Genomic DNA, 25033 nt, shown 5'->3' with positions numbered 1-25033 from the left:
GGCCCGCTATACTCGACCGCTGATCCAGCACCAGCCGTCGGGGGCAGAAATCCATTGACCTCATTGGACCACAAGTTCGCGCCGATCCGGCAAGCGATGCAGGCCGACGGTCTGCCGGAGCTGGCCATTCGCACCTTCCGCCATTACTTCGAGCAGCTGGCCGGCGGCGGCACCGGCCTGCTGACCGAAGCCGATATCCGCCCGGTCGAATCGGTACCGGATCTGGAATCGCTGCCCAGATCCGACGCGCCCCAAAGCGATGCGCTTCGGCGCTGCGTCATGATCAAGCTCAACGGCGGGCTGGGCACGTCCATGGGGCTGGACCAGGCCAAGTCGCTGCTGCCGGCGCGGGAGAACTTGAGCTTTCTCGACCTGATCGCGCGCCAGGTGCTGCACCTGCGCTCGGCGTCCGGCCACGCCGTGCCGCTGCTGCTGATGAACAGCTTCGCGACCGACCGGGACTCGCTGGCGGCCCTGGAGCGCTTCCCCGAACTGCTGGCCGGACAGCGTCCGCTGCCGCCGTCGTTTCTCCAGCACCGCGTGCCGCGGCTGGATCCCGAAACCCTGGCGCCCATCGCATGGCCCGACGCGCCGCAGCGCGAATGGTGCCCGCCCGGACACGGCGATCTCTACACCGCGCTGGCCGCCACCGGCCTGCTGCGGCAGCTGCTGGCGCAAGGTTTTCGCTATGCCTTCGTCTCCAACGCCGACAACCTGGGCGCGACCCTGGACCCGGCCATCCTGGACTGGATGGCGCGCGAGCGCATCCCGTTCGTGATGGAAGTCACCGATCGCACGCCGGCCGATCGCAAGGGCGGCCACCTGGCCCTGGATGGCGACGGCCGGCTGCGCCTGCGCGAGTCGGCCCAGTGCCCGGCCGACGAGCGCGATCGCTTTCAGGACATCGAGCGCTACCGCTACTTCAACACCAACAACCTCTGGCTGGACCTGCAGGCCCTGTCCACCGAACTCGAGCGGCGCGAAGGCGTGCTCGGCCTGCCCATGATCCGCAACCTCAAGCACGTGGTCCCCGAAGACGCCTCGACCCCGCGCGCCGTCCAGGTCGAGACCGCCATGGGTTCGGCCCTGGAGATTTTCCCGGACGCGCGCATCCTGCGCGTGCCGCGCAGCCGCTTTGCGCCGGTCAAGACGACGTCAGACCTGCTGGTGCTCTGGTCCGACCGCTACCGCCTGGATCCATCGGGCCAGCTGTATCCGGTATGCGAAAACGCCCTGCGGGTTGACCTCGATCCGGCGTTTTACGCCACCGTTGACGCTTTCCGCCAGCGCTTTGCACACGGCGCGCCTTCGCTGGCGGCCGCCGAGTCGGTCAGCATCCGGGGCGATATCCGGTTCGAGGGCGGTGTGGTTCTGCGCGGCGACGTGCGGCTGGTCAACGACGGTCCGGCCGCCCGCATCATTGCTGCCGGCAGCGTGATCGACGGCCGGCAAGAAAGCTCAAGGCTTCAAACCGGCGAGATCAGGTCGGTATAGGCTTTGGGCTGGCGCAGCAGTGCGGCAAATTCGTCGGCCGGCACCGGTCGGCTGAAGTAATAGCCTTGCCCGCATTTGCAGCCCTGGCGCTTGAGAAAGGCCAACTGCTCGGCCGTTTCGATACCTTCGGCGGTTGTACTGAAGCCCAGCCCGCGGGCCACGCCCACGATGGCCGTCACGATCGCCTGATTGTCGCCGTCAAGCGCGCGCACGAAGGACTGATCGATCTTGAGGTCGTTGATGCTGAAGCGTTTGAGGTAGCTCAGCGATGAATAACCAGTGCCGAAATCATCGATCGCCATGGCCACGCCCAGCTTGCGCAGACGCTGCATCACCTCGACCACCCCGATCGAATCATCCAGGGACACCCCCTCGGTGATCTCCAGTTCCAGCAGACTCGGGTCGATCCGGTGCTCGGCCAGCTTCCGCGCAATCAAATCGACCAGGTCGGGCTGGCGGAACTCGCGTACCGACAGGTTGACCGCGACCGGCAGCGTCGCCAGCGCCTGCTCACGCCACGCGACCTGCTGACCGAGCGCCGCGTCCAGCACCCAGTGGCCGACCTCGACAATCAGGTCGGTTTCTTCGGCCACCGGAATGAACTCGGCCGGTGACATCGCCCCACGCTCCGGGTGCTGCCAGCGCAGCAGGGCCTCTGCCCCGACAATCTCGCCCGACGCCAGATCGACCTTGGGCTGGTAGTGCAGGGACAGTTCGCCCTTGACCATGGCCGCGCGCAGATCGGTCTCGATCTGCAGCGTTCGCCGGGCCTGATCCTGGAGCTCGACGGTAAAGAACTCGCTGGTATTGCGGCCCTTTTCCTTGGCCCGATTAACGGCCACGTCGGCTGCGGTCAGCAGCGACTGATAGTCCTTGCCATCCTGGGGATAGATCGCGATACCGATACTGACCGTCAGGCTGAGCGTGCGGTCGCCAATCTTGTGCGGCCGGTTGAGCTCGGCCTGCACCTTGCCGGCGAGGTGGGCCGCGCCCTCGGCGTCGGTATCCGGCAGCAGCAGGGCAAACTCATCGCCGCCCAGGCGGCTGACGGTATCGGTGGGCCGCAACAGACGAACCAATCGTTCGGCCATCTTCTGCAGGTAGGCATCGCCGGATTCGGTGCCCATCGAATCGTTGACGATCTTGAAGCGGTCAAGATCGAGGTAGAGCAAGGAGAAGGGCTTTCCGCGCTTGCCCGACGTCGCCGCCTGGACCTCCAGGCGATCTCGAAAAAGCGAGCGATTGGGCAGCCCGGTGAGTGAATCCAGATTGCTCAGCCGTTCGATCCGCCGCTCGATTTCCTTTTCCCGGGTCAGGTCGCGTAGCCAGCCGATATAGTGCGTGACATCGTCGCCGTCGCCACGCACCGCGCTGATCGACAGCCACTGCGGATACACGCTGCCGTCCTTGCGCCGGTTGAGCAACTCGCCCTGCCAGTGTCCTTCGCTGTCCAGTGACCGCCACATCTCGCGATAGACCGACTTGTCGACTTCGCCGGAGCCGACAATACTCGGATTCCGGCCGATGACCTCGCGCGCCGAATAGCCCGTGATCTCGCTGTAGGCGGCGTTGACGGTCAGAATGTGGTTGTTGCGATCGGTGATGATGATGCCCTCGCGCGTGGACTCGAACACCCGGGCATGCAGGCGCAGGGCATCCTGGGCCTCGCTCATCTCGCGCAAGGCCTGGCGAAGCTCGCGCTCGGCGGTCTTGCGCTCGCGGATATCGCGCAGCACCGACAGGATCCGTTGCTCGCCGCGGTATTCGAACTGGTGCGCGGAAACCTCGCACTCGATCCGCGTGCCGTCCCCGGCGATCAACAAGCTCTCGAAGTTCGCATGGCCGGTGTCGCGCAGGCTTTGCATGATCGCGGCAATGTCAAGCATTGCCTCGGGATCGTCAATCTTGCCCGGCGCCAGTTTGGTGAGTTCATCGCGCGAATAACGCAAGATCCGACAGGCCACATCGTTGACTTCCTCAAACGGCCCGGGCCGACCGTCGGGCATGACCCGATGCAGGATGATGCCGTCGTTGACGTTGTGGAAGATCGCCCGGTACAGGGCTTCGCTGGCTTCCAGCCGCTCGGAAGCCAGCTTCTGTTCGGTGACTTCGCGGATGTATCCATGCCAGAGCACGCTGCCGTCGGCCATGGCTTCGGGTTCGCTCTCGCCTTCCAGCCAGACGGTTCGCCCGTCGGGCGCGATGGCGCGGTAGCTGTCACGCCAGGTGGTCAAGGTACGGGCCGATGCCTGGATACGCTCGGCAACCCGCTCGACATCGTCCGGGTGCAGTATTTCGAATACCGGCGTGGCGTCGGTCACCACCTGGTCGGGACGAACCCCGTAGACGTCGAACAAGCCATCGGTCGCGAACGGAAAGCAGGCCCGGCCATCCGGCCATTGCTGGTACTGGTACAACACGCCGGGCACTTTGGCCGCCAGCTTGGTCAGGCGGGTCAGCATCTCGTCGGCCTGCTGGCGGGCCTGTTCGCGCAGACTGACATCTTCGACTACGGCAATCGAGCCGAGATCGAACAGATGGTGAAGCTGGACTTCGCACCAGCCGACCGCGCCATCGACAGACAGCAGCCTGAGCGTGGCCCGGGGACTCGAAGAGCCCGGACCTGGCCAGGTCGGAAAGGCCGTCCGGTCATCGGGATGAACCAGGTCGATCAGCCGGCGTTGCGCAAGCTCAGGCGGCTTATAGCCCAGCAGGCCGGTATCGGATTTGGAGCAAAAAAGAATCCGGCCCTCGGCGTCGCACTGCAGCACCCGCTCTTCGAGACGATCGATGAGTTCGGCAACACCTTGACCCTGAAGCCGATCTCTTGTCATTCAAACTGGCTCCTCGCCAATAGCTCACGGCGTCGCCATGAAACGCCACTCGCAACCTTTGACAATTGTGATTATTGCGTGAATATTAGCATGCAGCCACGAGCAGATCAAAAGAAAGGATCGACCCGCTGCAGTTTTCAGCGTCTTAGGGCCAGACAGGCCTCAACCAGCGCTACGAAACGTGTTCCGCCGCGCACCGGATCGACCACCGGCAGCCCGAGTTCCTGCTCGAGCGCCGCCATGGCCTGCTCGGCCTTCACCGCGCTCAGCGTGCCGGTGTTCAGGCTGATGCCGGCACAGCGCGCGCCCGGCCGGCGCAGGCGGGCGTGGGCCAGGTTCAGTTCGATCAGCTCGGCCAGCGGCGGCAGCGGGAACTGCGGCCCGTAGCCGGAGACGTGGCTGCGCCCGGCCTCGTGGCACAGCACCAGCACGTCGGGCTGGCTGCCGCTGAGCAGGCCCAGCGACACCGCGGCGTAGCCGGGATGGACCAGCGAGCCCTGCCCCTCGATGACATCCCAGTGATCGGGATCGGCGACCGGCGAGAGCAGCTCGGCGGCCCCGGCAATGAAATCGGCCTTGACCGCGTCGATCGGCAGGCCCTGGCCGGCGATCAGGATGCCGGTCTGGCCGCTGGCGCGGAAATCGGCATTCAGGCCGCGCTCGCGCAAGGCCCGGGTCAGCGCCAGCGCGGTGTACTTCTTGCCCACGGCGCAGTCGCTGCCCACGGTCAGAAGGCGGCGGCCGGGCCGCGGTCGACCCGAGGCCACCGGCAACTCCGAAGGCGGGATGCGCAGGTCAATCAGCCGACGGCCACGGCGCTCGGCCGCCGCCGCCAGCGCCGCAATCCCGGCCAGCGGCGTATGCATGCCGCTGACCAGATCCAGCCCGGCCTCCAGCGCCTGCACCAGCGCGGGAACCCAGTTGTCCAGGATCCGGCCACCGACGGGGGCGACGCCGATGACCAGCGAGCGCGCCCCGCGCGCCCGGGCCGCGGCCGGGTCCAGCACCGGCAGGCCCAGGCGCAGCGGGTTGCCGGGCAGCGCCCACTCGCCCACGCAGTGCTCGGGCACCCAGTCGATCAGGCCCTTGGCGGTCTTGGCGTAGCGCGGGTCGGAGACATCGGCGATGAACACCAGGCAGGGTCGGGGCAGCACCAGGCGCTCGCTCATGGGCCGGCTCCGGCGTGGTCCCAAAGCCCGGCCGGGCAATGCAGGTAGCCGTCGAGGTAGTCCACCGCGGGCGCAACATCCCCCGCCAGGTGCCACGGGCCGTCCAGGTCGACGATATCGCACAGCTGCCCGACCACGAACGCCGGCGCGCACGACAGCGAGGTGCCGATCATGTTGCCGACCATGACCCGAAGACCCAGCGCGCGCGCCCGATGCGCCATCGCCAGCGCCTCGGTCAGCCCGCCGCACTTGTCGAGCTTGATGTTGACGGCATCGAACAGGTCGACCAGGGATTCCAGTTCTCGCCGGGTCTGCACGCTTTCATCAGCGGCCAGCGGGATCGGGCAGTCCAGGCCGCGCAGGCTTTCTTCCTCGCCGATTCTGCAGGGCTGCTCGAGCAGGTCCACCCGGGCCTCGACCAGGGCCGGCAGCAGGGCCTCGGTGGCGGCCCGGTCAAAGGCCTGGTTGGCGTCCACGCCCAGCCAGACATGGGGGCGCGCGTGGCGCACGGCCGCGACCCGTTCGGCGTCATGGCCGTCGCCGATCAGCTTGAGCTTGAGCGCGCGCGCCTTGGGCAAACCGGCGGCGCGCTCGGCCATCACCGCCGGAAGATCGGCGCCCAGGGTAAAAGTGGTCAGCAGCGGCTGCGGCGGCGCCAGGCCCGCGAGCTGCCAGGCCGCCCGCCTGCCCCGGCGCGACTCCAGCGCCCACAGCGCGCAGTCGAGCGCGTTGCGGGCCCCGCCAGCCGGCAGCAGATCCTGCAAATCGGCGCGGTCGATGCCGGCCTCGATGGCCGGGCGCACCGCCTCGATCTGGGCGCGCAGGCTCTCTGCCGTCTCGTCGTGATAGTAGACCCCGGCCGCCTCGCCCTGGCCTGTTACGCCGTCGCAGCTCAGGGTGCAGACCAGTAAATCCAGCGAATCGAAGACATGACCGGTGATCCGGAACGGGATCTTCAGCGGCCATGAGCGCACGTCGAGCTGCAGGGTGATCGATTGCAAAGCCATGGCTCATTATTGCAGCCCTCGTCGTATAGTTGAATGGAGTTCACCGCCCGGGGAGTCGGCGCCATGGAATGGCTGCCCCTGATTTTTCTGCTTGCCGTCCTGGCCTGGGCGGTCTGGAGCTACAACCGCCTGGTCATGCGGCGCAACCGCGTGGCCACGGCCTGGAGCGATATCGACGTGCAGCTGACCCGGCGCCACGACCTGGTGCCCAACCTGGTCCGGGTGGTGGAGCGCTACACCGACCATGAGCGCGTGACCCTGGAAAAGGTCACCCGCCTGCGCGGCGAGGCGCTGCAAAGCGACAGCCCCGAGCGCCTGGGCGTGATCGAAGACGAGCTGGAGCAGCTGCTCAGCCGCCTGCTGGTGCTCAAGGAGGACTACCCCGACCTGCGCGCCAGCGAGAACTTTCACCAGTTGAGCGAGCAGCTGGTGGAAGTCGAACAGCACCTGGTCTTTGCCCGGCGCTACTACAACGGCGCGGTGCGCGATCTCAACACCACCATCGAGCAGGTGCCGGACCTGATCATCGCCCGCCTGTTCCGCTTCCGGCCGGCCGAGTTCTACGCCGCCGAGGCCGCCCAACGCGTGGTCCCGAAGCTGGAGCAAAGCACATGAGGCTGGCGCGCGCCCTGCTGTGGACGGGGCTGGCGCTGATCGCCGGTTTGCAGACGGCTCAGGCCCAGGACGAGCGCATCCTCGCCTACCACAGCGACATCGAGATCCACGCCGACGGGGCCATGACGGTCAGCGAGCAGATCACGGTGCGCTCGACCCAGCGCAACATCCGGCGCGGCATCTACCGCGACTTCCCGACCCGCTACCGCGACCGGCTGGGCAACCGCGTGGTCGTTGATTTCGAGGTCATCGAGGTGCTGCGCGACGGCCAGGCCGAGCCGTGGTTTACCGAGGACCGGCCCAACGGCGTGCGGGTCAATACCGGCAACGACGATTTATTGCCCGGCCCCGGCGAATACACCTTCACCATCCGCTACCGCACCAGTCGTCAGCTCGGATTTTTCGACGGCCACGACGAGCTGTACTGGAACGTCACCGGCCTGGGCTGGGATTTTGCCATCGAGCGGGTCAGCGCCCGGGTCGAGCTGCCGGCCGCGGTGCCGGCCGACCGGCTGACCCTGCACCACTACACCGGCCCGGCCGGATCAACAGACAGCCACGCCCGGGCCGAGGTGCGCGCGCCCGGCGTGGTCCGGTTCGCCACGGATCAGCCGCTCGCGCCCGGCGAAGGCCTCACGATTGCGGTCGAGTTTCCGAAAGGCCTGGTCGAGGCGCCCGCGGCCAGTGATCGGGTGGGCTGGTTTCTGCGCGACAACCGCGGCATGCTGGTGCTGCTGGTCGGCGGCCTGGGCATCCTGGTGTTCTACCTGCGCGAGTGGCGGGCCAAGGGACGCGGTCCGGCGCCCGGGGTCATCATCGCCCGCTACCAGCCGCCCGAAGGTTACTCTCCGGCCGGCCTGCGCTATCTCTGGAAGCAGAGCTACGATCAGGGCTGTTTTACCGCCGACCTGGTCGCCCTGGCGGTGCACGGCAAGGTGGCCATCGAACACGAGAAGAAGTTTTTCGGCGAAAGCTGGACCCTGCGCCAGACCGGCCAGCGCGCGACCGGCGAACTGCCGCCCAGCCAGGCCGCGCTGCTCGACAAGCTGTTCGAGAAAGACCCGACCCTGGAGCTGAAGTCGGCCAACGCCGCGCGCATCCAGGCCGCCATGGCCGGCCATACCAAGGCTTTGGGCAAGCGCTTCAAGGGCACCTACCTCAACCCCAACGCGCGCACCCTGTTGATCGGCTGGTCCGCATCGCTGATGCTTTGCGGCCTGGCCTTTGTGGTCGCCGGCGGCCCCAGCGCTGCGCTGGTGATCACGACCATCACGATCTTGCTGATCAACCTGGTCTTTACCGGCCTGATGCCGGCACCGACCGAGCGCGGCCGCCGCCTGCTCGACCATGTCGAAGGGCTCAAGCTGTATCTGAGCGTGGCCGAGCAGCAGGATCTCGCCCGCCTGCAGCGGCCGGACGCCGACCAACCCTCGCTGACCCCGGAACGCTTCGAGCAACTGCTGCCCTTCGCCCTGGCCCTGGAGGTGGAAGAAGCCTGGACCGAGAAATTCACCGCCGCGGTCGGTCAGGCCATGGCCGAGCGCACGCGCTCAAGCCTGGCCTGGTATACCGGCTCGGGCGCCGCCGTGGGCAGCCTGGGCGGGATGTCGCAATCGCTGGGCAAGAGCCTGTCATCGAACATTTCCTCGGCGGCCAGTCCGCCCGGCAGCAGCAGCGGTGGCGGTGGCTCGTCCGGCGGCGGTGGTGGCGGAGGCGGAGGCGGCGGCCGCTGAGCGCCCCGCCGCCGCAGCTTCAGCGCATATTGCGCACCGCCAGCATCCTGATCTCGGTCATGTCCTCGACGGCAAAGCGGATGCCTTCGCGGCCCAGGCCAGAATCCTTGACCCCGCCGTAGGGCATGTGGTCGACCCGGAAGGCCGGCACGTCGTTGATCACCACGCCGCCAACGTCCAGGCGGTTCCAGGCCCGGTGCATCTTGTCGATGTCGCGCAAAAACAGCCCGGCCTGCAGGCCGTAGCGCGAGTCGTTGATGATCTCCAGGGCCTGATCGAAGTCGGAGAACGGCTCGATCACCAGCACCGGGCCGAACACCTCGTTGTCGTAGACCCGGCAGTCGCGATCGACGTTTTCGAGGATGGCCGGGGTGACGATGCGCCCCTCGCGCTTTCCGCCGACCAGGCAGCGCGCGCCCTTGTCGACCGCCTCGGCAATCCAATCGACGACGCGCTCGGCGTCGCCCTCGGAGATCAGCGGCCCGATGAAGGTGTCGGAATCGCGCGGATCGCCTTTTTTCAGCCCGCCGACCTTCTCGATGAGCTTATCGCGCAGGGTGTCGTAGATCGACTCGTGGACCTGCACGCGCTGGACCGAGATGCAGCTCTGACCGGACTGGTAAAAGGCGCCGAAGGTCAGGCGGTCGACGGCGTGATCGATATCGGCGTCGGCGTCGACCAGACAGGCCGCGTTACCGCCCAGCTCCATCACCACCGGCTTCTTGCCGGCCCTGGCCTTGAGCGCCCAGCCGACCTCGTCGGAGCCGGTAAAGCTGAGCAGCTTGAAGCGCTCGTCTTCGGTAAACGCGGCCGAGGCCTCCCGATCGGCCGGCAGGATGGAAAACGCGCCTTCCGGCAGATCGCACTCGGCCAGGATCTCGCCGATCAGCAGCGCGCCCACCGGCGTCTTGCTGGCCGGTTTGAGCACGAAGGGACAGCCGGCCGCGATCGCCGGGGCGACCTTGTGGGCGACCAGGTTGTAGGGGAAATTGAACGGCGTGATCAGCGAGACCGGGCCGATCGGCACCCGCTTCCACATCCCCCAGAAGCGCTCGGCGCGCGGGGTGATGTCCATGGGCAGGACTTCGCCGCCGATGCGGGTGGCTTCCTCGGCCGCGATCTGGAAGGTTTCGATCAGCCGGCCGACCTCGCCGGTGGCATCGGTGATGACCTTGCCGCCCTCGACGATGAGCACTTCGATCAGCTCGTCGCGTCGTTCCTGAAAACGATCCACGCAGTGCTGGAGCACGTCGCGGCGGCGATGCGAGGGCAGCTCGGCCATGGCCTGACGCGCGTCGACCGCCGCGGCAATCGCCTGCTCGACCTCGGCCGCCCCGGCGCGCGCGACCCGGTAGGCGGTCTGGCCGGTGTGCTTGTCCTCCACGGCCAGATCGGTGTTGGCGTGGACGGCGCGGTTGGCGAGGTAGAAGGGATAGGTCGAAATGCTCATGAGTTGCTCTCGGATTAAGGTTTCAGGGTTCAGGTTTCAGGGTTCAGGTTTCAGGGTTCAGGTTTCAGGGTTCAGGTTTCAGGGTTCAGGGTTCAGGTTTCAGGTTTCAGGGTTCAGGTTTCAGGGTTCAGGGTTCAGGGGTTCAGGGCGCGGCTGCGTTCGGGGATGTCCTTAAACAGCTGGCGCTGGCTGTCGCTGTAGTCGACCGGGCAGTCGATCAGGTGGACACCCGGGCGGGCCAGGCAGTCGGCCAGAACCGGCGCCAGCGCGTCGGTGGTCTCGACCCGGTGACCAGCGGCACCATAGCTTTCAGCATACTGAACGAAGTCCGGGTTGCCGAAGGAAAGGCCGAAATCGGGCAGATTCATGTCCTGCTGCTTCCAGCGGATCATGCCGTAGGCGTCGTCGCGCAGCACCAGAACAACCAGATCCATCTTGAGCCGGACCGCGGTTTCGAGCTCCTGGGAATTCATCATGAAACCGCCGTCGCCGCAAACGGCCAGGATCTTGCGCTCGGGATGAACCAGGCGCGCGCCCATGGCCACCGGCAGCCCGGCGCCCATGGTCGCCAGGGCGTTGTCCAGCAGCACCGTATTGGGCCGGCGGGCCCGGTAGTTGCGCGCAAACCAGACCTTGTACAGGCCGTTGTCCAGGGCCACGATGCCGTCGTCGGGCATGGCCTGGCGCACGTCGTGAACCAGCCGGCGCGGATGGACCGGAAAGCCGTCGCGTTCGGTAAAGCCGGCCAGGTCTTGATCGAGCGCCGCGCGCACCCGGTGGGCAAAGTCGAAGTCCCAGTGCGGCTGCGGCGTGATGCGTTCGTTGAGCTGCCAGATGGCGTTGCCGATATCACCGACCACTTCGAGTTGCGGGAAATACACGGCATCGACCTCGGCGCCGGAGAAGTTGATGTGGATGACCTTGCGTTTGCCCTCGCGCATGAAAAACGGCGGTTTTTCGACCACGTCGTGGCCGACGTTGATGATCAGGTCGGCCTCGTCGATGGCGCGGTGGACGAAATCGCCGTCCGACAGCGCGGCGTTGCCGACCCAGCAGCCGTGGGCTTCATCGACCACCCCCTTGCCCATCTGGGTGGTGAAGAAGGGAATACCGAAGCGATCCACGAACTGGCGCAGCATGCGCGCGGTGACCTTGCGGTTGGCGCCGGCCCCGACCATCAGCAGCGGCCGACGGGCCTGCTCGATCGCCGCCACGGCCTGGGCGATGGCCTTGTCCTCGGCCACCGGCCGGCGCGCGCGGCTGGGCGTCATCGGGCTGGCATCGACGTCTTCCCTGAGGATGTCCTCGGGCACCTCGAGGTGGGTGGCGCCGGGCCGTTCTTCCTCGGCCTGGCGGAACGCCTCGCGCACCCGGGCCGGGATGGTTTCGCCCGAGACCACCTGGCGGGTGTAGCGGGTGACCGGGCGCATCAGGTCGACGACGTCGACGATCTGGAAATGGCCCTGCTTGGAGCTCTTGATCGGCTTCTGCCCGGTGATCATCACCATCGGCATCGCGCCGAGTTCGGCATAGGCGGCCGCGGTGACCAGGTTGGTCGCGCCCGGGCCCAGCGTCGACAGGCACACCCCCGGCTGACCGGTCAGGCGACCGTGGCAGGCGGCCATGAAGCCGGCCGGCTGCTCGTGCCGGGTCACGACCAATTGAATCGACGATTCCCGCAGGGCCTCGAGCAGATCGAGGTTTTCCTCGCCGGGCACGGCGAAGATGCGCTCCACGCCCTCGGCTTCCAGGCACTGCACCATCAGGTGGGCTGCGCTGATTTCGCTCATGAATGCTTCCTTGGCTTTTCGTGGCTCGGTAGACCGGGCCACCCAGTATTGCATTGCCCGCCCTCACGCGGCTTGCACGGCGCCCTCACCTGGCCCTCATGAAAACTTGACCCGGCGTGCATGTGCGCCGCGGATACTGCGCGCTCCATTACCCACACCAAGGAAGTCGCACCATGATTCGTACTCGTATTCTCGCTTCTGCTTTCGCCGTTCTTTTGTCTGCCGGCGCGCTTGCCTCCGACCACGGCGACCACGCCGGCAACATCATCGAAACCGCCGAAGGCGCCGGCCAGTTCAGCACCCTGCTGACCGCCATCGAAGCCGCCGGGCTGACCGAAACCCTGGCCACCGGCGGTCCGTTCACCGTCTTCGCCCCCACCGATGCCGCCTTCGCCGCCATTCCGGAAGACGACCTGGCCGCCATCCTGGCCGACAACGAAACCCTGACCGCCATCCTGACCTACCACGTCGTCGACGGCGCCGTGACCTCGGCCCAGGTGGTTGAACTCGACAGCGCGACCACGCTGCAGGGCTCGGATGTCGATATCGTGACGACCGACGCCGGCGTGACCGTCGACGGCGCCAACGTCGTCACCGTCGACGTCGAGGCCAGCAACGGTGTGATTCACGTCATCGATGCCGTGATTACGCCCTAACAACCTTCTGCGCTACCTGGAAGGTCGAAAAAGCCCGTCTCCGGACGGGCTTTTTTTATGTCTCAGGCGGCCTTGCGGTCGGTCAGCGTGCGCGCGATCAGGCGGCGAAACGGCGGCAGGCGGCCGGCGCCGCGCAGGGCGGCGCGCCTGAGCCAGCGCGCCGGGAGGGAATTGCTGGTGTACAAGCCCACCACGGCGCCGGTAGCCAGGTACAACGGCGCGCTGGCGCGGCGATGCTCGCGCTGGTAGGCCTGTAGCAGCGCATCAGCGGCAAAATCGCGCCCTGCGCGGCAGGCCTCGAGCATCCGGCGCGAGAGCGCATCGACGCTGGCCAGGCCCAGGTTGAAGCCGTGCGCGGTGACCGGGTGCATGCCGACCGCGGCATCGCCGATACAGGCAAATCCGGGCACGACCAGGCGGTCCGGCCACACCCCGACCAGCGGATACAGGCACGGTGGACTGACCCGCCGCATCGCGCCCAGGCGGTGCTGGTAGCGCTCGCTGACCTCTTGGTTAAAGGCCTCGTCGTCGAGCTTGGCAAGCCGCTCGATCTCGCCGTGCGGCAGGGTGATCACGGCCGAGGCCTCGCGCCCATTGAGCGGCAGCAGGGCCAGGGTCTGCTCGCGCCCGAACCATTCCCAGGCCACGTGCTCGTGATCGCGCTCCAGGCGCATCCGGCAGACCAGCATGGAGCGGCCAAAGTCGCGCTGGCGCGCGGCAATGCCAAAAGCGCGGCGGGTTGAAGAAAAGCGGCTGTCGGCGGCCACCACCAGGCGCGCGCTGAGCCAGCGTCCGTCGCTCAGGCGCAGGCGGTGAGACCGGGTGCCGCGCTCGACCGACTCGACCCGCTGGCCCTCGATCAGCTTGGCTTCGCCGGCGGTCTGAAATGCGGCGAAGGCGGCCTCGCGGATGCGGTGATTGGGCACCAGAAAGCCCAGCTGCCCGGCGCCGCCGTCCTGGTGGCTGATCCGCATCGGCTCCTCGTTGTCGCCGTCGAACACCCAGGCGTCGCGCAGCGCGCTGATCTCGTCGGCCGGCAGGCGCGACCAGATATCGAGGCGTTCCAGCCTGCGGCGCGAGCCGTGGGTCAGCGCGATCTCGCGGCCGTCGAAAGCCGGCTTGGCCAGGCTTTCGGCATCGGCCGGGTCGATCACGGTCACCGTCAGGCCGCTGCCGGCCAGCGCCCGGGCAAAGCTCAAGCCGGCCGGGCCTGCACCCACCACGGCCACGTCGGTATGCTGGATTGGGTCGCCCATGCGGCGTCAGCCCTCAGGTTTTTATCCAGCTCTTATTGTAATCCTCCGACCTCGCGCCCGAGCCTCAATCGACGATCTCGACCAGCTCCACGCGGCGATTTTCCGCCCGGCCCTGCTCGGTCTGATTGGTGGTGACCGGGCTCATCATGCCGGCGCCGGCGGGCCGCAGGCGCGAGCGGGCAATCGCATGATCATCGACCAGTGCCTCGACCACCGCCTCCGCCCGTTCCATGGACAGCCGCAGGTTGTAGTCGAAATCGCCTTGCGCGTCGGTGTGTCCGACGACCAGCAGGTCAAGATCGCCGCGCTCGGCCATCAGCCCGGCGATGGCTTCCAGGGACTCGTCTGACTCCGGCAAGATCCTGGCCGAGTCGAACTCGAACAGAATGGTCTGGATGGCGACACGCCCATCCTCGACCAGCCCGGCGGCCATTTCGTCGGCATCAAGCACCTGGTGATCCATGCTGGTGTCCATCTCATCGGCCGTCACCACGGCCAGCGAGACGGCCGGACCGTCGACCCGGCTGGCATTGAAGGCGGCAATGCCGACCAGCACGCTGCCGTCGGCCGACCGGGCCGCGATATAGCGCAGGTCGCGATTGCGATTGGCCAGCCGACAGCAGTCGCGCGCGCCGCGGGCAAAAAGATCCGTGCCGTGAGCGAAGAATGATCGACCCTCGCCCGACGACAGCTCGCTGCCGCTGGCGCTGTAGAGGATTTCGAAATCGCGCGCCTCCAGCGCCTGCTCGTAACTGCGCTGAATGCGCAGGGTCGAAACCGATGGGTCGTCGAAGGTGTAGCTCATGCGAATGACTTCGCCTTCCAGGCGCGCGCTGCTTTCCAGTTCGTCACCGTCCCAGGGTCCGGTCGGCACGACCAGCTCATCGAAATCGCTGGTGTCGTAAAACACGATGCTCGATCCGGCAACGCGCGGGATCTGGGGGTGGTCACCGCTGCCGCTGATGTCCTCGGCCCAAACGGGCGATACGACGAGCAGGACAGCGAACGCGGGCGCAAGCGCATGTTTCAGTCGATCTGGCTTCATTTTTTCGTCTCCGATTGAATGATTCCACCTGCCCTACTCTACGAAATCCCTTCGATCGACATGCCATCTGCGTCGGAACGGACCTGTTCGCGCGCAGGTCACTACAGCGGCGATCATCAGGCTCAATCGAGGCGCAAAGGGCTGGTATCGTGTTGTCCATGGACGTTCGCCGCGAATCCGCCACATCGCCCCCCCACCGAGCCGAACTCGGCTCGCGCGCGCTGTTTCGCGACCTGGAAGTGCCGGTCTACCTCAACCACGCCTCGGTCAGCCCGCCGAGCCTGGCGGTGCGCGATGCGGTCACTCGCACCATGGACGGTTACGCCCGGCGCGGCATGGCGTGGTACAGCGAGGAGATGGACCGGCGCGAGCGCGTGCGCGGCCAGCTGGCCCGGCTGATCGGGGCTCAGGCGCCCGATCTCGCGCTGGTGCCCAACACCTCGGCCGGGGTGATGACGGTGGCCCTGTGCCTGCCCTGGCAGCGCGGCGACAAGATCGTGCTGTTCGAGGGCGAGTTTCCGACCAACATCACGCCCTGGCAGCAGGCCACGCGCCGGCACGGTCTGGAGATCGTGTGGATGCAGGCCGACTCGTTCAGGCATGACCGCGCCGCCGCGCTGGAGCAGCTGGAAGACCAGCTGCGCGCCGGCGCGCGCCTGGTCGCGGTCAGCGCGGTGCAGTTCACGACGGGTCAGCGCATGCCGCTGGCCGAGATCGGCGCGATGTGCCGCCACCACGGCAGCGAGCTGTTTGTCGATGCCATCCAGGCCGCCGGCGTCGTGCCGCTGGACGTTGACTCCATGTGCATCGACTACCTCACCGCCGGCAGCCACAAGTGGCTGATGGCGCCGGAAGGCCTGGCCGGCTTCTACGCTGCCCCGCAGGCGGCCGAGCGGCTGCAGCCCAACGTTGCCGCCTGGCTCAGCCACGAAGAACCGTTTGCCTTCCTGACCGACGGCCCCGGCCAGCTGCGCTACGACCGCCCCATCGTGCCCAGCGCGCGCATGGCCGAGGCGGGCACCTTCAACGTGCTCGGCACGGCCGGACTCGAAGCCAGCCTGGGCCTGATCGAGCAGCTTGGGGTTGAGAACATTTTCAATCACGTCCAGGCCTGGCACGACGCGGTCGAGCCGGGCCTGGTCGAGCGCGGCCTGGAAAGCGCGCGCATGCGCGATCCCGGCGGGCGCTCCGGCATCCTGAGCGTGCGCCCGGCCGATCCACACACGACGCCGGCCTGGGCCGCCGCCCTGGCCGAGCGCGGCGTGAGCTGCGGCAGTCCCGACGGCTGGCTGCGGCTGTCGCCGCACTGGCCCAACGCGCTGACCGAAGCTGAAGCGCTGTTCAAGGCGTTCGACGGGGCGGCGTCTGCGCTGGGCGTTTAGGTCTTCGCCGTGGGTCCGTTTCCCCGAAACCGTTTTCTACCGCCGGAAGCCGAGCTGTCAGAGCGCTTCATTCTGACCGGCGGACCGGGCGGACAGCACGTCAACCGCACCGAAACCGGGGTGCAGCTGCGCTTTGATGTGGCGGGCTCCAATTTTCTCGACCCGGCCACAAAAACCCGCCTGATCGACCTGGCCGGCCGCCGCATCGACAGCGAGGGCGTCCTCACAATCGAGGCCAAAAGCCACCGCAGCCAGCGCCGCAACCGCCAGGACGCCCGCGCCCGGCTGACGGATCTGATCGAACAAGCCAGCCACAAGCCGCGCCGGCGCATCCCCACTCGCCCGACCAAGACCGCCCGCCGCAAGCGGCTGGAGGCCAAGCGTCAGCGCGGTCGGATCAAGCGCGCTCGCGGCAAGCCTGATCCAAACGACTGAGCCCAATCAGATCGGCCGGCATTCACCCTGCCGGTTCGATTTCATCAACCCGCCCGATCGGCAGCCACTGGTGCTCCTGCCAGCGTTCAAATAGGGGATGGCCGTCCGGCAGATCGAGCGCGTCGTAGAACAGATCGGCCAGGGCCTCGGCATAGCGTGCGGCGGTGAGATCGTCCGGATTGGCGGCCGCGCGTTCGTCGGCCAGCTGGCAGGTGACAGCCAGCCGCATGATGAAGTTGTTGCGTGCGCCCACGAAGAAGACCTTGGCGAAAAGATCAGCTTAAAGAAACCGGCCGGGCGCCGAAAGGGGCAGTCAGCGCGTTGCCCTGTAGGAAATCTGCTCGGCATCGTGTAGGAAATTTATCTCTCCGCCGGCTTACTGGAACGCATTCGCGTGCCTCGCAGTGACCCCACCCAGGCCCTCAGGCCAGCCAGAACCAGGCCCATCATCACCACTCCGCTCAGCGTAACGACCGCCTGCCATAGCCGCCCGCCGGCGGTGGCCGGATTGAGCTTGCCGGCGTGCAGGGGATACATCCAGTTGGCCAGGCGATCGCCCCGGCTGGCGGCCGAACCATCGACAACCTCCAGCACCTCCCCGGTCCGGGTATCGAGATGGACGAAGGACAAACCGTTCGGGTGCGGCTCGGACGGCATGCGCTTGCGCACCGTCAGCACGCCGCCGTCCATGGCGCCCAGGGCCACGAACGAGATCCGACCCTCGGGCAGGGTGCGGTGGGCGGCGGCAAGCAGCGGCTCGAGCGCCAGCGGCTCGCCGCCGTGCTCCGGAGCCGAAGGCGCCGCGCCCAGGGGCGCGCTGACGCTGTCGCCGAACAGGTTGTTGAGCAGCGACCGGGTCGGCTGAAAATAGGCCACGCCGGTGCCGCAGGCGACCAGCAGCAGCAGCACCGGAAAGCTCAGCGCGCCGAGATTGCGATGGAACATCAGCAGGCGCGGCCGCGACAAGTCCCTGGGCCACAGCGAGCGCCAGCGAAACCGCTTGAGCGCCGGCCACCAGATTACGAGCCCACTGACCAGCAAAAACAGCGTCAGCAGGCCCAGCCATCCCACCACCCGGCTGCCGGCCTCGTCGGCCAGCAGGTGCAGATGCAGCTCGGCCAAAAACGCGGTCGGGCGCTGGAACCAGCGCCACTGGTCGACGATTTCCAGCGAGCCCGGCATCACCAGCGCTTCGCGGCCGTCGGCCAGCCACAGGTGATAGGCGGGCAGTTCCGGCTGGGGGTACTTGACGTATTCGATGCCGACGTCGAATCGCGCTGCCATGGATTCGATGGCGCGGGCATGTTCTTCAGCCGAGCCCTCGACCGGCGCATTCTTCAGCGCCGGGTGATCGAGCTGCCAGAAATCGGTCTTGTAGACCAGCGCCACCCCGGAGGCAATCAAAAGCACCAGCGGCAGCGCGGTCACAAGCGCGATATACAGGTGCAGCTTGCGCAGAATCTCCAGCACCGGCGCGGTCCTCAGTATTCCATCGTCCAGGCGATCCGGGCCGAGCGTCCGGGCCCGGCGCTGAAGCGATCAGCACAGCAGTCAAACAGCTGGGAGGCCAGCGGAAAGTAGTCCTTGTTGAACAGGTTGTTGATCCCCAGCGTCAGGCGCCCGAGTTGAGCCAGGTTTGCGCTGACCGAGGCATCGACCAGGGTATAGGCATCGATCGGGCTTTCGCCGAAGGCCAGCACCTGGTCGAACGGATCACGCGAACCGGAGTAGCGCGCCTGCAGGCGCGCCGCCCAGACGGCAGACAGGTCGTAATCGAGCACACCAACGACCTTGACCGGCGGAATGACGTTGGACGGCAGCGGCCGGTCCAGCGAACCGTCACCATCGGCGTCGCGATCGCCGTCGATCCACGAGACGCTGCCGCTGACGCGCAGACGCTCGCTCAGGCGGCCCTCGGCGGTCACCTCGATGCCCCAGGTCTCTTCTTTCTGGCGGGCAACCCGCAGGTCGCTGGTAATCGTTGTGCCCAGGCTGGAGCGGGTCTCGAACGCGGCGATCGAGGCATGGAAATCGTCGCCGTGCCAGCGCAGCCCGATTTCGCGGTTGCGCACCTTGGAGGCCTCCAGCTGGGCGAGGCCGAAATCGGTTTCCTCCCCGGCCTGGCGCAAAATCGCGCCGACTTCGGCGACGGAGAAACCCTCGGAGTAGCCGGCAAAAGCAACCAGCGGATCGGCCAAGCGGAAGCTCAGCCCGGCATTAACCGTGGTGGTGTCGTAGTCGGTTTCTCCGGCATCGACCTGGTCGCCGGAAAACAGCGCCTGAAACGAAGGAAAGGAAACGTCGATCTGTTCATGCCGGATGCCGCCCGACACGCCCAGTCGATCGGTCAGCTCCAGCCGGGCTTGAGCAAAAACCGCCGCGCTGTCCTGCTCGATACCCGGCGCCCAGATGCGGCCGTCGACCAGGGGCTGAGCGGTTTCGTCCGACAGCAGGTCCAGCCCCCAGAGCAACTCCCCGCTCGGTCCGGCGGAAAAATCCAGGGCCGTCGTGATGTCCAGCCGCGCGCCGTACTTGGTCGAATCGATGGCCGACTGTCCACCCCCGGGGAAAAACGCCGGGAAGTAGTCGAACACGTTTTCCAGCGACTGGTAAAAGCCCTGCAGGCGCAGCGCGCTGCCGAGCACGTCCTCGTGGCTCCACGATGCCTGCAGCACCAGGTTTTCATCCGACGGCTCGCTTGCGCCGGCCGGCAGCTCGCCGCGCTCCACCCGGGTCTTGATCCCGGCAGCCGGATCGCCCAGGACAATGCGGTTGAAATCGCTGTCCTGCTCCTTGCGGAAATACAGGGCGCTGGCCTCCAACCGCTGCGGGCCAAAGCTGCGCCCGACCTTGCCGAACAGGCTGACGATGTCGGAGTCTGCGACCCCGCCCTGCCCCTGCGGACTGGGGCGAATCCGATCGCCGTCGGCGTCGAACAAGGAGTTGGTGCGCTGGAAGAAGGCGTCGCCGACGAAATCCAGGTTGTCCTGACGACCGGCAACCGACTGCTGGACAAACGGCGCCAGGCTGTCGCCGGGCTCGGTCAACGAGACCTCCGTGCCCACCCGCGTCGTCCAGCGCAATCCTTGCTCGCGCGGCTGGCGCGTGACGTAGTTGATCACGCCACCCACGCCGCCGTTACCGTAGAGCGCCGAAGCGCCGCGGATGACCTCGACCGAATCCAGCGCCGACAGCGACAGCGAACGAACGTCATGGCGGCCATCGCGAAGCGGCGTGCTGATCGGTACCCCGTCGATCAAAACGGCCGCCTTGCGGCCGCGGATGGTCTGCTCGAAGTTCGAGGCCGAGCCGCGCGCGGCCTCGCCCATCCCGGGCACCAGCAGCGTCAGCAGGCTGCCGGCGTCGTTCTGCAGCGCCTGTCCGGCCTCGATCTCGGCTGAGTCGATGCGGGTGACCGAGCCGGGAAAGGTGTCGAGGCTGGCCGGCAGGCGCGACATCGGCGCCTGCACGGTGATGCGGTCCATTTCCGCCTCATCGTCACCAAAAGCGCTGGCCTGCCCGGCGGCCGCGTCATCGGCATCCTGGTCCTGGGCGGCTGCGATGGCAAAAGGAAAGGCAGAGCAGCAAAACAGGCTGGTGATCAAAACAAGTTTTTCTAGCCGTTCAAAGTTCATCTTGCGGAGTTCCCTGGAGTTGTTTTTTTTTTGCGAACGTGATTGTACATGAAACGCATTCGCATTTGTTCCATTGAAGCTGCGTACCGTGGGCTGCCTTCGGCTATTCTGTTGGCATGCTTGAGGTCTTCTGCATCACCTTCGCCTTCGTCCTCGGCCTGGCCGTCAAGCAGGTCGGACTGCCGCCGCTGGTGGGCTTTCTGGCGGCCGGCTTCGGCCTGAACTGGTTTGGCCAGCGCTTCGGCCTGCTGCCGGAATTCACCGGCGAGGTGCTCGATCACGTCGCCCACCTGGGCGTTCTGCTGCTGCTGTTCACGGTCGGGCTGAAGCTGAAGTGGCGCCAGCTGGTCAGGCCGGAGGTGCTGGGCGGCAGCACGCTGCATTTCGCCCTCACCGTGGGGGTGTTCACCCCGGGTCTGCGGTTTTTTCTGGGGCTGGACTGGAGCCTGGCCTTGCCCATCGGCATCGCGCTGGCGTTTTCCAGCACGGTGCTGGCGGCCAAGATGCTGGAGGCCAAGCGCGAGCTGACGGCATTTCACGGCCGGGTCGCGATCGGCATTCTCATCATCCAGGACTTGATTGCGCTGATCGTGCTCAGCGTCGGGGGCGGCCACGAGCCCTCCCCCTGGGCGCTGCTGGTCTTTGCCGTACCGCTGCTGCGGCCGCTGCTGCACTGGCTGATGAACGCCACCGGGCACGACGAACTGCTGGTGCTGATGGGCATGATGCTGGCCCTGGTGCTGGGCGGCATGGGGTTCGAGTTCATCGGCCTGAGCCCCGAACTGGGGGCCCTGGTGATGGGCATGTTGCTGGCCAACCATCCGCAGGCCAGCGAGCTGTCCGAGTCACTGTGGGGGCTGAAAGAGTTGTTCCTGGTCGGCTTTTTCCTCCAGATCGGCATGTCCGGCCTGCCCGACCGCGGCGACTGGCTGTTTGCCCTGGGCATGACCCTGATTCTGCCGCTCAAGGGCCTGTTGTTTTACATCATCCTGGTCCGCTTCCGACTGCGCGCCCGCAACGCTTTTCTGGGCGCGTTGACGCTGTCGGCGTACAGCGAATTCGGGCTGATCGTGGCGGCCGGGCTGCCGGTTCTGTCGGACTGGCTGGTCCCGCTGGCCCTGACCGTGGCCATCTCCTTTGCCCTGGCCGCCCCGCTCAATTACCTGGCCCACCCCATGTTCGAGCGACTGGAGCGTTTTCTGTGCCGCTTTCAGCGCGACGATATCCATCCCGACGAAATCCCGCCCGACCTCAGCCAGGCCCGGGTCATGGTGTTTGGCATGGGACGCACCGGGACGGCCGCGTTCAAGAGCATCGCCAAAGAGGTCACCGAGATTACGGGCATTGATTCCGACCCCTACCGGGTCGACGAACATCGCCAGGCCGACCGCGATGTTGTCCTGGCCGATGCCGAGGACAGCGATTTCTGGAGCAGCGTGCGACTCGACCGGCTGGAAGTCGCCGTGCTGGCCATCGACGATCTGGAATCCAAACTCATCGCCGCGCGCAAGCTGCGCGAGCGCGGCTTTACCGGCGCCATCATCACCCACGCGCTGTATGAAGAAAACGTCGAGAAGATCCGCAATGCCGGGGCCGACGAGACCTACCTGACCATGCAGGAAGCCGGCACCAGCATGGCCGGCCACGCCCTGGACTCGCTGCGCGCGGTACCGGCCGACAAGCCAGAACCCGCTTAGACGCCCGGCAGGGCCGCATTCAGATCGAAACATCGCTGTCGCAGCCCGTTCGATGCGACGCCTGGCCAGGACCGGTTTTCGGTATGCTGTCCGCCGGTCCCATCACAACAAAAACTTGCCCATGCGCGCTTTCCTGATTGCCCCGCTGCTGCTGATCAGCTCCCAGGCCACCGCCGCCGACAGTCCGTTTTTGCCCGAGACGCGCTACGTCGATGAAGCCCCTGCGCTGGCAGAAGTGGTCGGCCACGAACTCGGTGAACGGATCTCCACGCCGGCCCAGATCCGGACCTGGTTCGAGACCCTGGCCGAAACCTGGCCGGAGCGGATCAAGCTGGTTCCCTACGCCGAAAGCTGGCAGGGCCGCGAGCTGTTCTACGCCGTCATCGGTACGCCGGAGCGGATCGCTGCCCTGGACGAGATCCAGGCCGATATCCAGGTCATCGCCCATCCGCACCGGCATGAGTCTGCGGCCGTAGAGCAGGCGCTGGCGCGCGTGCCCGGCACGTACTGGTATGCCGCCACTGTCCACGGCAACGAGATCTCGCCGTCGGAGTCGGCCATGCAGCTGGCCCTGCACCTGCTGGCGGCAGACGACGACCCGGTGGTCGACGAGATCCTGGAGCACAGCCTGGTGTTCATCAATCCAGTCCAGAACCCCGACGGGCTGGCCCGATTCATCCACGAATTCGAGGAAGCGCTGGGGCTGGAGCCCATCGCCTCGCGGCTGGCGGCCGAGCACGACGAGCCCTGGCCGACCGGCCGGGTCAACCACTATCTGTTCGATCTCAACCGCGACTGGCTGGCGATGACCCAGCCCGAGACCCAGGGCCATGCCGAGGCGCTGCTCGACTGGTACCCGCTGGCCTTTGTCGACGCCCATGAAATGGGCACAGACTCGACCTTTTTCTTTGCCCCCGAGGCGGTGCCCTACAACCCGCTGCTGGCCAGCGGCCAGCGCGCCAGCCTGGAGGTGTTCGGGCGCAACAACGCGCGCTGGTTCGACCGCTTCGGCTTTCCCTACTTCACGCGCGAGGTCTACGACGCCTTCTACCCCGGCTACGGCGCCAGCTGGCCGTCGTACTACGGCGGCGTGGCCATGACCTACGAGCAGGGCTCGGCCCGCGGCCTTTTGGCGCGCACCCAAAGCGGCGAGGAGTTCACCTTCTACGACACCGTCGAGGAATATTTCATCGCAGCGCTGGCCACCGCCCAGACCGTGGCCCGCGAGCGCGACAAGTTGTGGAGTGATTTCGCCGCCTACCGGCGCCAGGCCGTGGCCATGGCCGGCCGCGACGGCCCCGGCGGCTGGGTGATTCCGGTCCAGGACGACCAGGGCGGCGCCGACCGGCTGGCAAGCCTGCTGGCCCGCCACGGCGCCGAGGTGTTCAGGGCCGATGACGGCATCAACGCCTGCGGTCGCGACCTGATGGCCGGCAGCTACCTGATTCCCGGCGCCCAGCCGTCCCACCGCAAGCTGCGCGTGCTGCTCGACGAGCGCGTGGAAATGGACGCCGATTTCCTCGCCGCCCAGGAACGGCGCCGCGCCCGCGACCTGCCCGACGAAATCTACGACGTCACCGCCTGGTCGCTGCCGCTGATGTTCAACGTCGACGTGCTCGAGTGCAACCGTTCGCTGACCGTCAACGGGCTGGCCCCCGTCACGCCCGAAAACCGGACTTCCGGCCCGGCCCCGACCGACGAGGCCGCCGTGGCCTGGATCGTGCCCGGTGGCTCGACCGCCAACCCGCGCTTTCTGGCCGCCGCCCTGCGGCGCGGGCTCAATGTGCTGTCGAACGAGGAAGCCTTTGTCCAGGACGGCAATCGCTACCCTTCCGGCAGCCTGATCGTACCGGTCGCGGGCAACCCCGAATACCTGGCCGACATCGTGCGCGAACTGGCCGAACAGACCGGCGCCCGGGCGGTGAGCCTGGATTCCAGCTGGGTCACCGAGGGGCCCAGCCTGGGCAGCCGCAAGGTCCGGCCGCTGGTCGCACCACGCATCGCCATGGCCTGGGATGCCTCGACTGACTTTTACAGCGCCGGCGCGGTGCGTTTTGTCATCGAGCACCAGATCGGCTATCCGGTCACGCCGATCCGCGGCCGCACCCTGGCCCGGGCCGATCTGAACCACTTCGACGTGCTGATCCTGCCCGACAGCGGCGGCGGGCGCTTTGGCAGCTACGCCTCGGTGCTGGGCGAGTCGGGCGCGACTCACCTGGCCGAGTGGGTCGACAACGGCGGCGTGCTGGTCACAATGGCCGATGCCACCGAATGGGCCGCGCATCCGGACATCGACCTGCTGGCCCTGCGCGCCGAGTACCAGGCGGTGGAAGACGGCGACGATTCAGGCGAGGAAGGCGACCAGGCCGCCGCGCGCGTGCCCGGCGCCCTGATCGAAAACGCCGAGCAGCTGGACGCCGCCATGCGCCCGGCCCAAGAGCGTCCGGACTCGGTCAGCGGCGTGCTGGTGCGCGCCGCGGTCGACGAGGAGCACTGGCTGGGCGCCGGCATCGCCGAGACCGTCCAGGTGCTGGTGCGCGGCGATCGCATCTTCGCCCCGCTCCCGCGCGACCAGGGCGCGACCGTGGCCCGTTTTGCCGGCCCCGACGAACTGCTGGCCAGCGGCCAGCTGTGGCAAGAAAACCGCCGCCAGCTGGCCTACAAGCCGTTCGTGGTGGTCCAGCGCCGGGAGCTCGGCCTGGTCGTCGGCTTTACCGAAGACCCGGCCGTGCGCGCCTATCTCGACGGCCTGCAGGGCCTGCTGGCCAACGCCGTGCTGCGCGCGCCGAGCTACAGCCGGCGCCTGCGCTAGCGGGCCACGCGGCTCATTAGGCA

At 67.1% G+C, this 25033-nt stretch carries 18 protein-coding genes; 8 read left to right on the top strand and 10 right to left on the bottom strand.

The window, feature by feature from the left end:
• Nucleotides 1-54 precede the first annotated feature (54 nt).
• Nucleotides 55-1494: a UTP--glucose-1-phosphate uridylyltransferase gene (locus tag G3I74_RS13980; RefSeq protein ID WP_203594770.1), complete on the top strand. Its 1440-nt coding sequence runs from the start codon at nucleotides 55-57 to the stop codon at nucleotides 1492-1494.
• On the opposite strand, the gene G3I74_RS13975 is transcribed toward G3I74_RS13980, so the two are convergent.
• The 3 genes from G3I74_RS13975 to G3I74_RS13965 form a co-directional block, all read right to left on the bottom strand.
• Nucleotides 1467-4328: an EAL domain-containing protein gene (locus tag G3I74_RS13975; protein ID WP_164212226.1), complete on the bottom strand. Its 2862-nt coding sequence runs from the start codon at nucleotides 4326-4328 to the stop codon at nucleotides 1467-1469. The two genes, G3I74_RS13980 and G3I74_RS13975, sit on opposite strands and share 28 nt — an antisense overlap.
• A 137-nt stretch (nucleotides 4329-4465) precedes the next feature.
• Nucleotides 4466-5497, bottom strand: a complete 1032-nt coding sequence (locus G3I74_RS13970; protein WP_164212225.1) for an N-acetyltransferase DgcN family protein — start codon at nucleotides 5495-5497, stop codon at nucleotides 4466-4468.
• Nucleotides 5494-6504, bottom strand: coding sequence for a dipeptide epimerase (locus G3I74_RS13965; protein WP_164212224.1), 1011 nt, complete (start codon nucleotides 6502-6504; stop codon nucleotides 5494-5496). The genes G3I74_RS13970 and G3I74_RS13965 overlap by 4 nt, the downstream gene beginning before the upstream one ends.
• A gap of 63 nt (nucleotides 6505-6567) precedes the next feature.
• Between G3I74_RS13965 and G3I74_RS13960 the strand changes: the two genes are divergently transcribed.
• Together G3I74_RS13960 and G3I74_RS13955 are read left to right on the top strand one after the other, a co-directional pair.
• Complete coding sequence (locus tag G3I74_RS13960; RefSeq protein ID WP_164212223.1) at nucleotides 6568-7119, top strand: LemA family protein; 552 nt, start codon at nucleotides 6568-6570, stop codon at nucleotides 7117-7119.
• On the top strand, nucleotides 7116-8852 hold the full coding sequence (locus tag G3I74_RS13955) for a DUF2207 domain-containing protein (RefSeq protein ID WP_164212222.1): 1737 nt from the start codon (nucleotides 7116-7118) through the stop codon (nucleotides 8850-8852). The genes G3I74_RS13960 and G3I74_RS13955 overlap by 4 nt, the downstream gene beginning before the upstream one ends.
• 19 nt (nucleotides 8853-8871) lie before the next feature.
• Here G3I74_RS13955 and G3I74_RS13950 read toward each other — a convergent pair whose 3' ends face one another.
• Entirely contained in the window at nucleotides 8872-10302 is a 1431-nt protein-coding gene (locus tag G3I74_RS13950) for an aldehyde dehydrogenase family protein (protein WP_164212221.1), read from the bottom strand.
• A 134-nt stretch (nucleotides 10303-10436) separates the two neighbouring features.
• A complete protein-coding gene (locus G3I74_RS13945; protein ID WP_203594769.1) occupies nucleotides 10437-12092 on the bottom strand; it encodes an acetolactate synthase large subunit in 1656 nt (551 codons plus the stop codon).
• 173 nt (nucleotides 12093-12265) lie between these two features.
• On the opposite strand from G3I74_RS13945, the gene G3I74_RS13940 reads away from it, so the two are divergent.
• Nucleotides 12266-12748 (top strand): fasciclin domain-containing protein, encoded by a 483-nt coding sequence (locus G3I74_RS13940; protein WP_164212220.1) that lies wholly within the window; start codon nucleotides 12266-12268, stop codon nucleotides 12746-12748.
• A gap of 62 nt (nucleotides 12749-12810) precedes the next feature.
• Here the strand turns inward: G3I74_RS13940 and ubiM are convergent, their stop codons facing one another.
• Nucleotides 12811-14004, bottom strand: coding sequence for a 5-demethoxyubiquinol-8 5-hydroxylase UbiM (ubiM, locus tag G3I74_RS13935; RefSeq protein WP_203594768.1), 1194 nt, complete (start codon nucleotides 14002-14004; stop codon nucleotides 12811-12813).
• A gap of 64 nt (nucleotides 14005-14068) precedes the next feature.
• A complete protein-coding gene (locus tag G3I74_RS13930; protein ID WP_164212219.1) occupies nucleotides 14069-15049 on the bottom strand; it encodes an OmpA family protein in 981 nt (326 codons plus the stop codon).
• Nucleotides 15050-15207: 158 nt separating this feature from the next.
• Here G3I74_RS13930 and G3I74_RS13925 point away from each other — a divergent pair, with 158 nt between their 5' ends.
• Both G3I74_RS13925 and arfB read left to right on the top strand, forming a co-directional pair.
• Nucleotides 15208-16431 (top strand): aminotransferase class V-fold PLP-dependent enzyme, encoded by a 1224-nt coding sequence (locus G3I74_RS13925; protein ID WP_164212218.1) that lies wholly within the window; start codon nucleotides 15208-15210, stop codon nucleotides 16429-16431.
• Between the two features lie 9 nt (nucleotides 16432-16440).
• Entirely contained in the window at nucleotides 16441-16866 is a 426-nt protein-coding gene (gene arfB, locus G3I74_RS13920; RefSeq protein WP_164212217.1) for an alternative ribosome rescue aminoacyl-tRNA hydrolase ArfB, read from the top strand.
• 22 nt (nucleotides 16867-16888) lie between these two features.
• On the opposite strand, the gene G3I74_RS13915 is transcribed toward arfB, so the two are convergent.
• The 3 genes from G3I74_RS13915 to G3I74_RS13905 all read right to left on the bottom strand — a co-directional run bounded on the left by G3I74_RS13915 (nucleotide 16889) and on the right by G3I74_RS13905 (nucleotide 20501).
• Complete coding sequence (locus tag G3I74_RS13915; RefSeq protein WP_203594767.1) at nucleotides 16889-17119, bottom strand: hypothetical protein; 231 nt, start codon at nucleotides 17117-17119, stop codon at nucleotides 16889-16891.
• Nucleotides 17120-17226: 107 nt separating this feature from the next.
• Nucleotides 17227-18336, bottom strand: a complete 1110-nt coding sequence (locus tag G3I74_RS13910) for a PepSY domain-containing protein (protein WP_164212215.1) — start codon at nucleotides 18334-18336, stop codon at nucleotides 17227-17229.
• 11 nt (nucleotides 18337-18347) lie between these two features.
• Nucleotides 18348-20501, bottom strand: a complete 2154-nt coding sequence (locus G3I74_RS13905) for a TonB-dependent receptor (protein ID WP_164212214.1) — start codon at nucleotides 20499-20501, stop codon at nucleotides 18348-18350.
• Nucleotides 20502-20617: 116 nt separating this feature from the next.
• Here G3I74_RS13905 and G3I74_RS13900 point away from each other — a divergent pair, with 116 nt between their 5' ends.
• Nucleotides 20618-22198: a cation:proton antiporter family protein gene (locus G3I74_RS13900; RefSeq protein ID WP_164212213.1), complete on the top strand. Its 1581-nt coding sequence runs from the start codon at nucleotides 20618-20620 to the stop codon at nucleotides 22196-22198.
• Nucleotides 22199-22319: 121 nt separating this feature from the next.
• Complete coding sequence (locus G3I74_RS13895) at nucleotides 22320-25010, top strand: M14 family zinc carboxypeptidase (RefSeq protein ID WP_164212212.1); 2691 nt, start codon at nucleotides 22320-22322, stop codon at nucleotides 25008-25010.
• Nucleotides 25011-25033: the final 23 nt, after the last annotated feature.

Origin of the sequence: Wenzhouxiangella limi (assembly GCF_010499265.1) — a bacterium.
Lineage (GTDB): Bacteria > Pseudomonadota > Gammaproteobacteria > Xanthomonadales > Wenzhouxiangellaceae > Wenzhouxiangella > Wenzhouxiangella limi.
The sequence above is the reverse complement of the archived record's forward strand: the minus strand, read 5'-3'. Positions and strand labels throughout refer to the sequence as shown.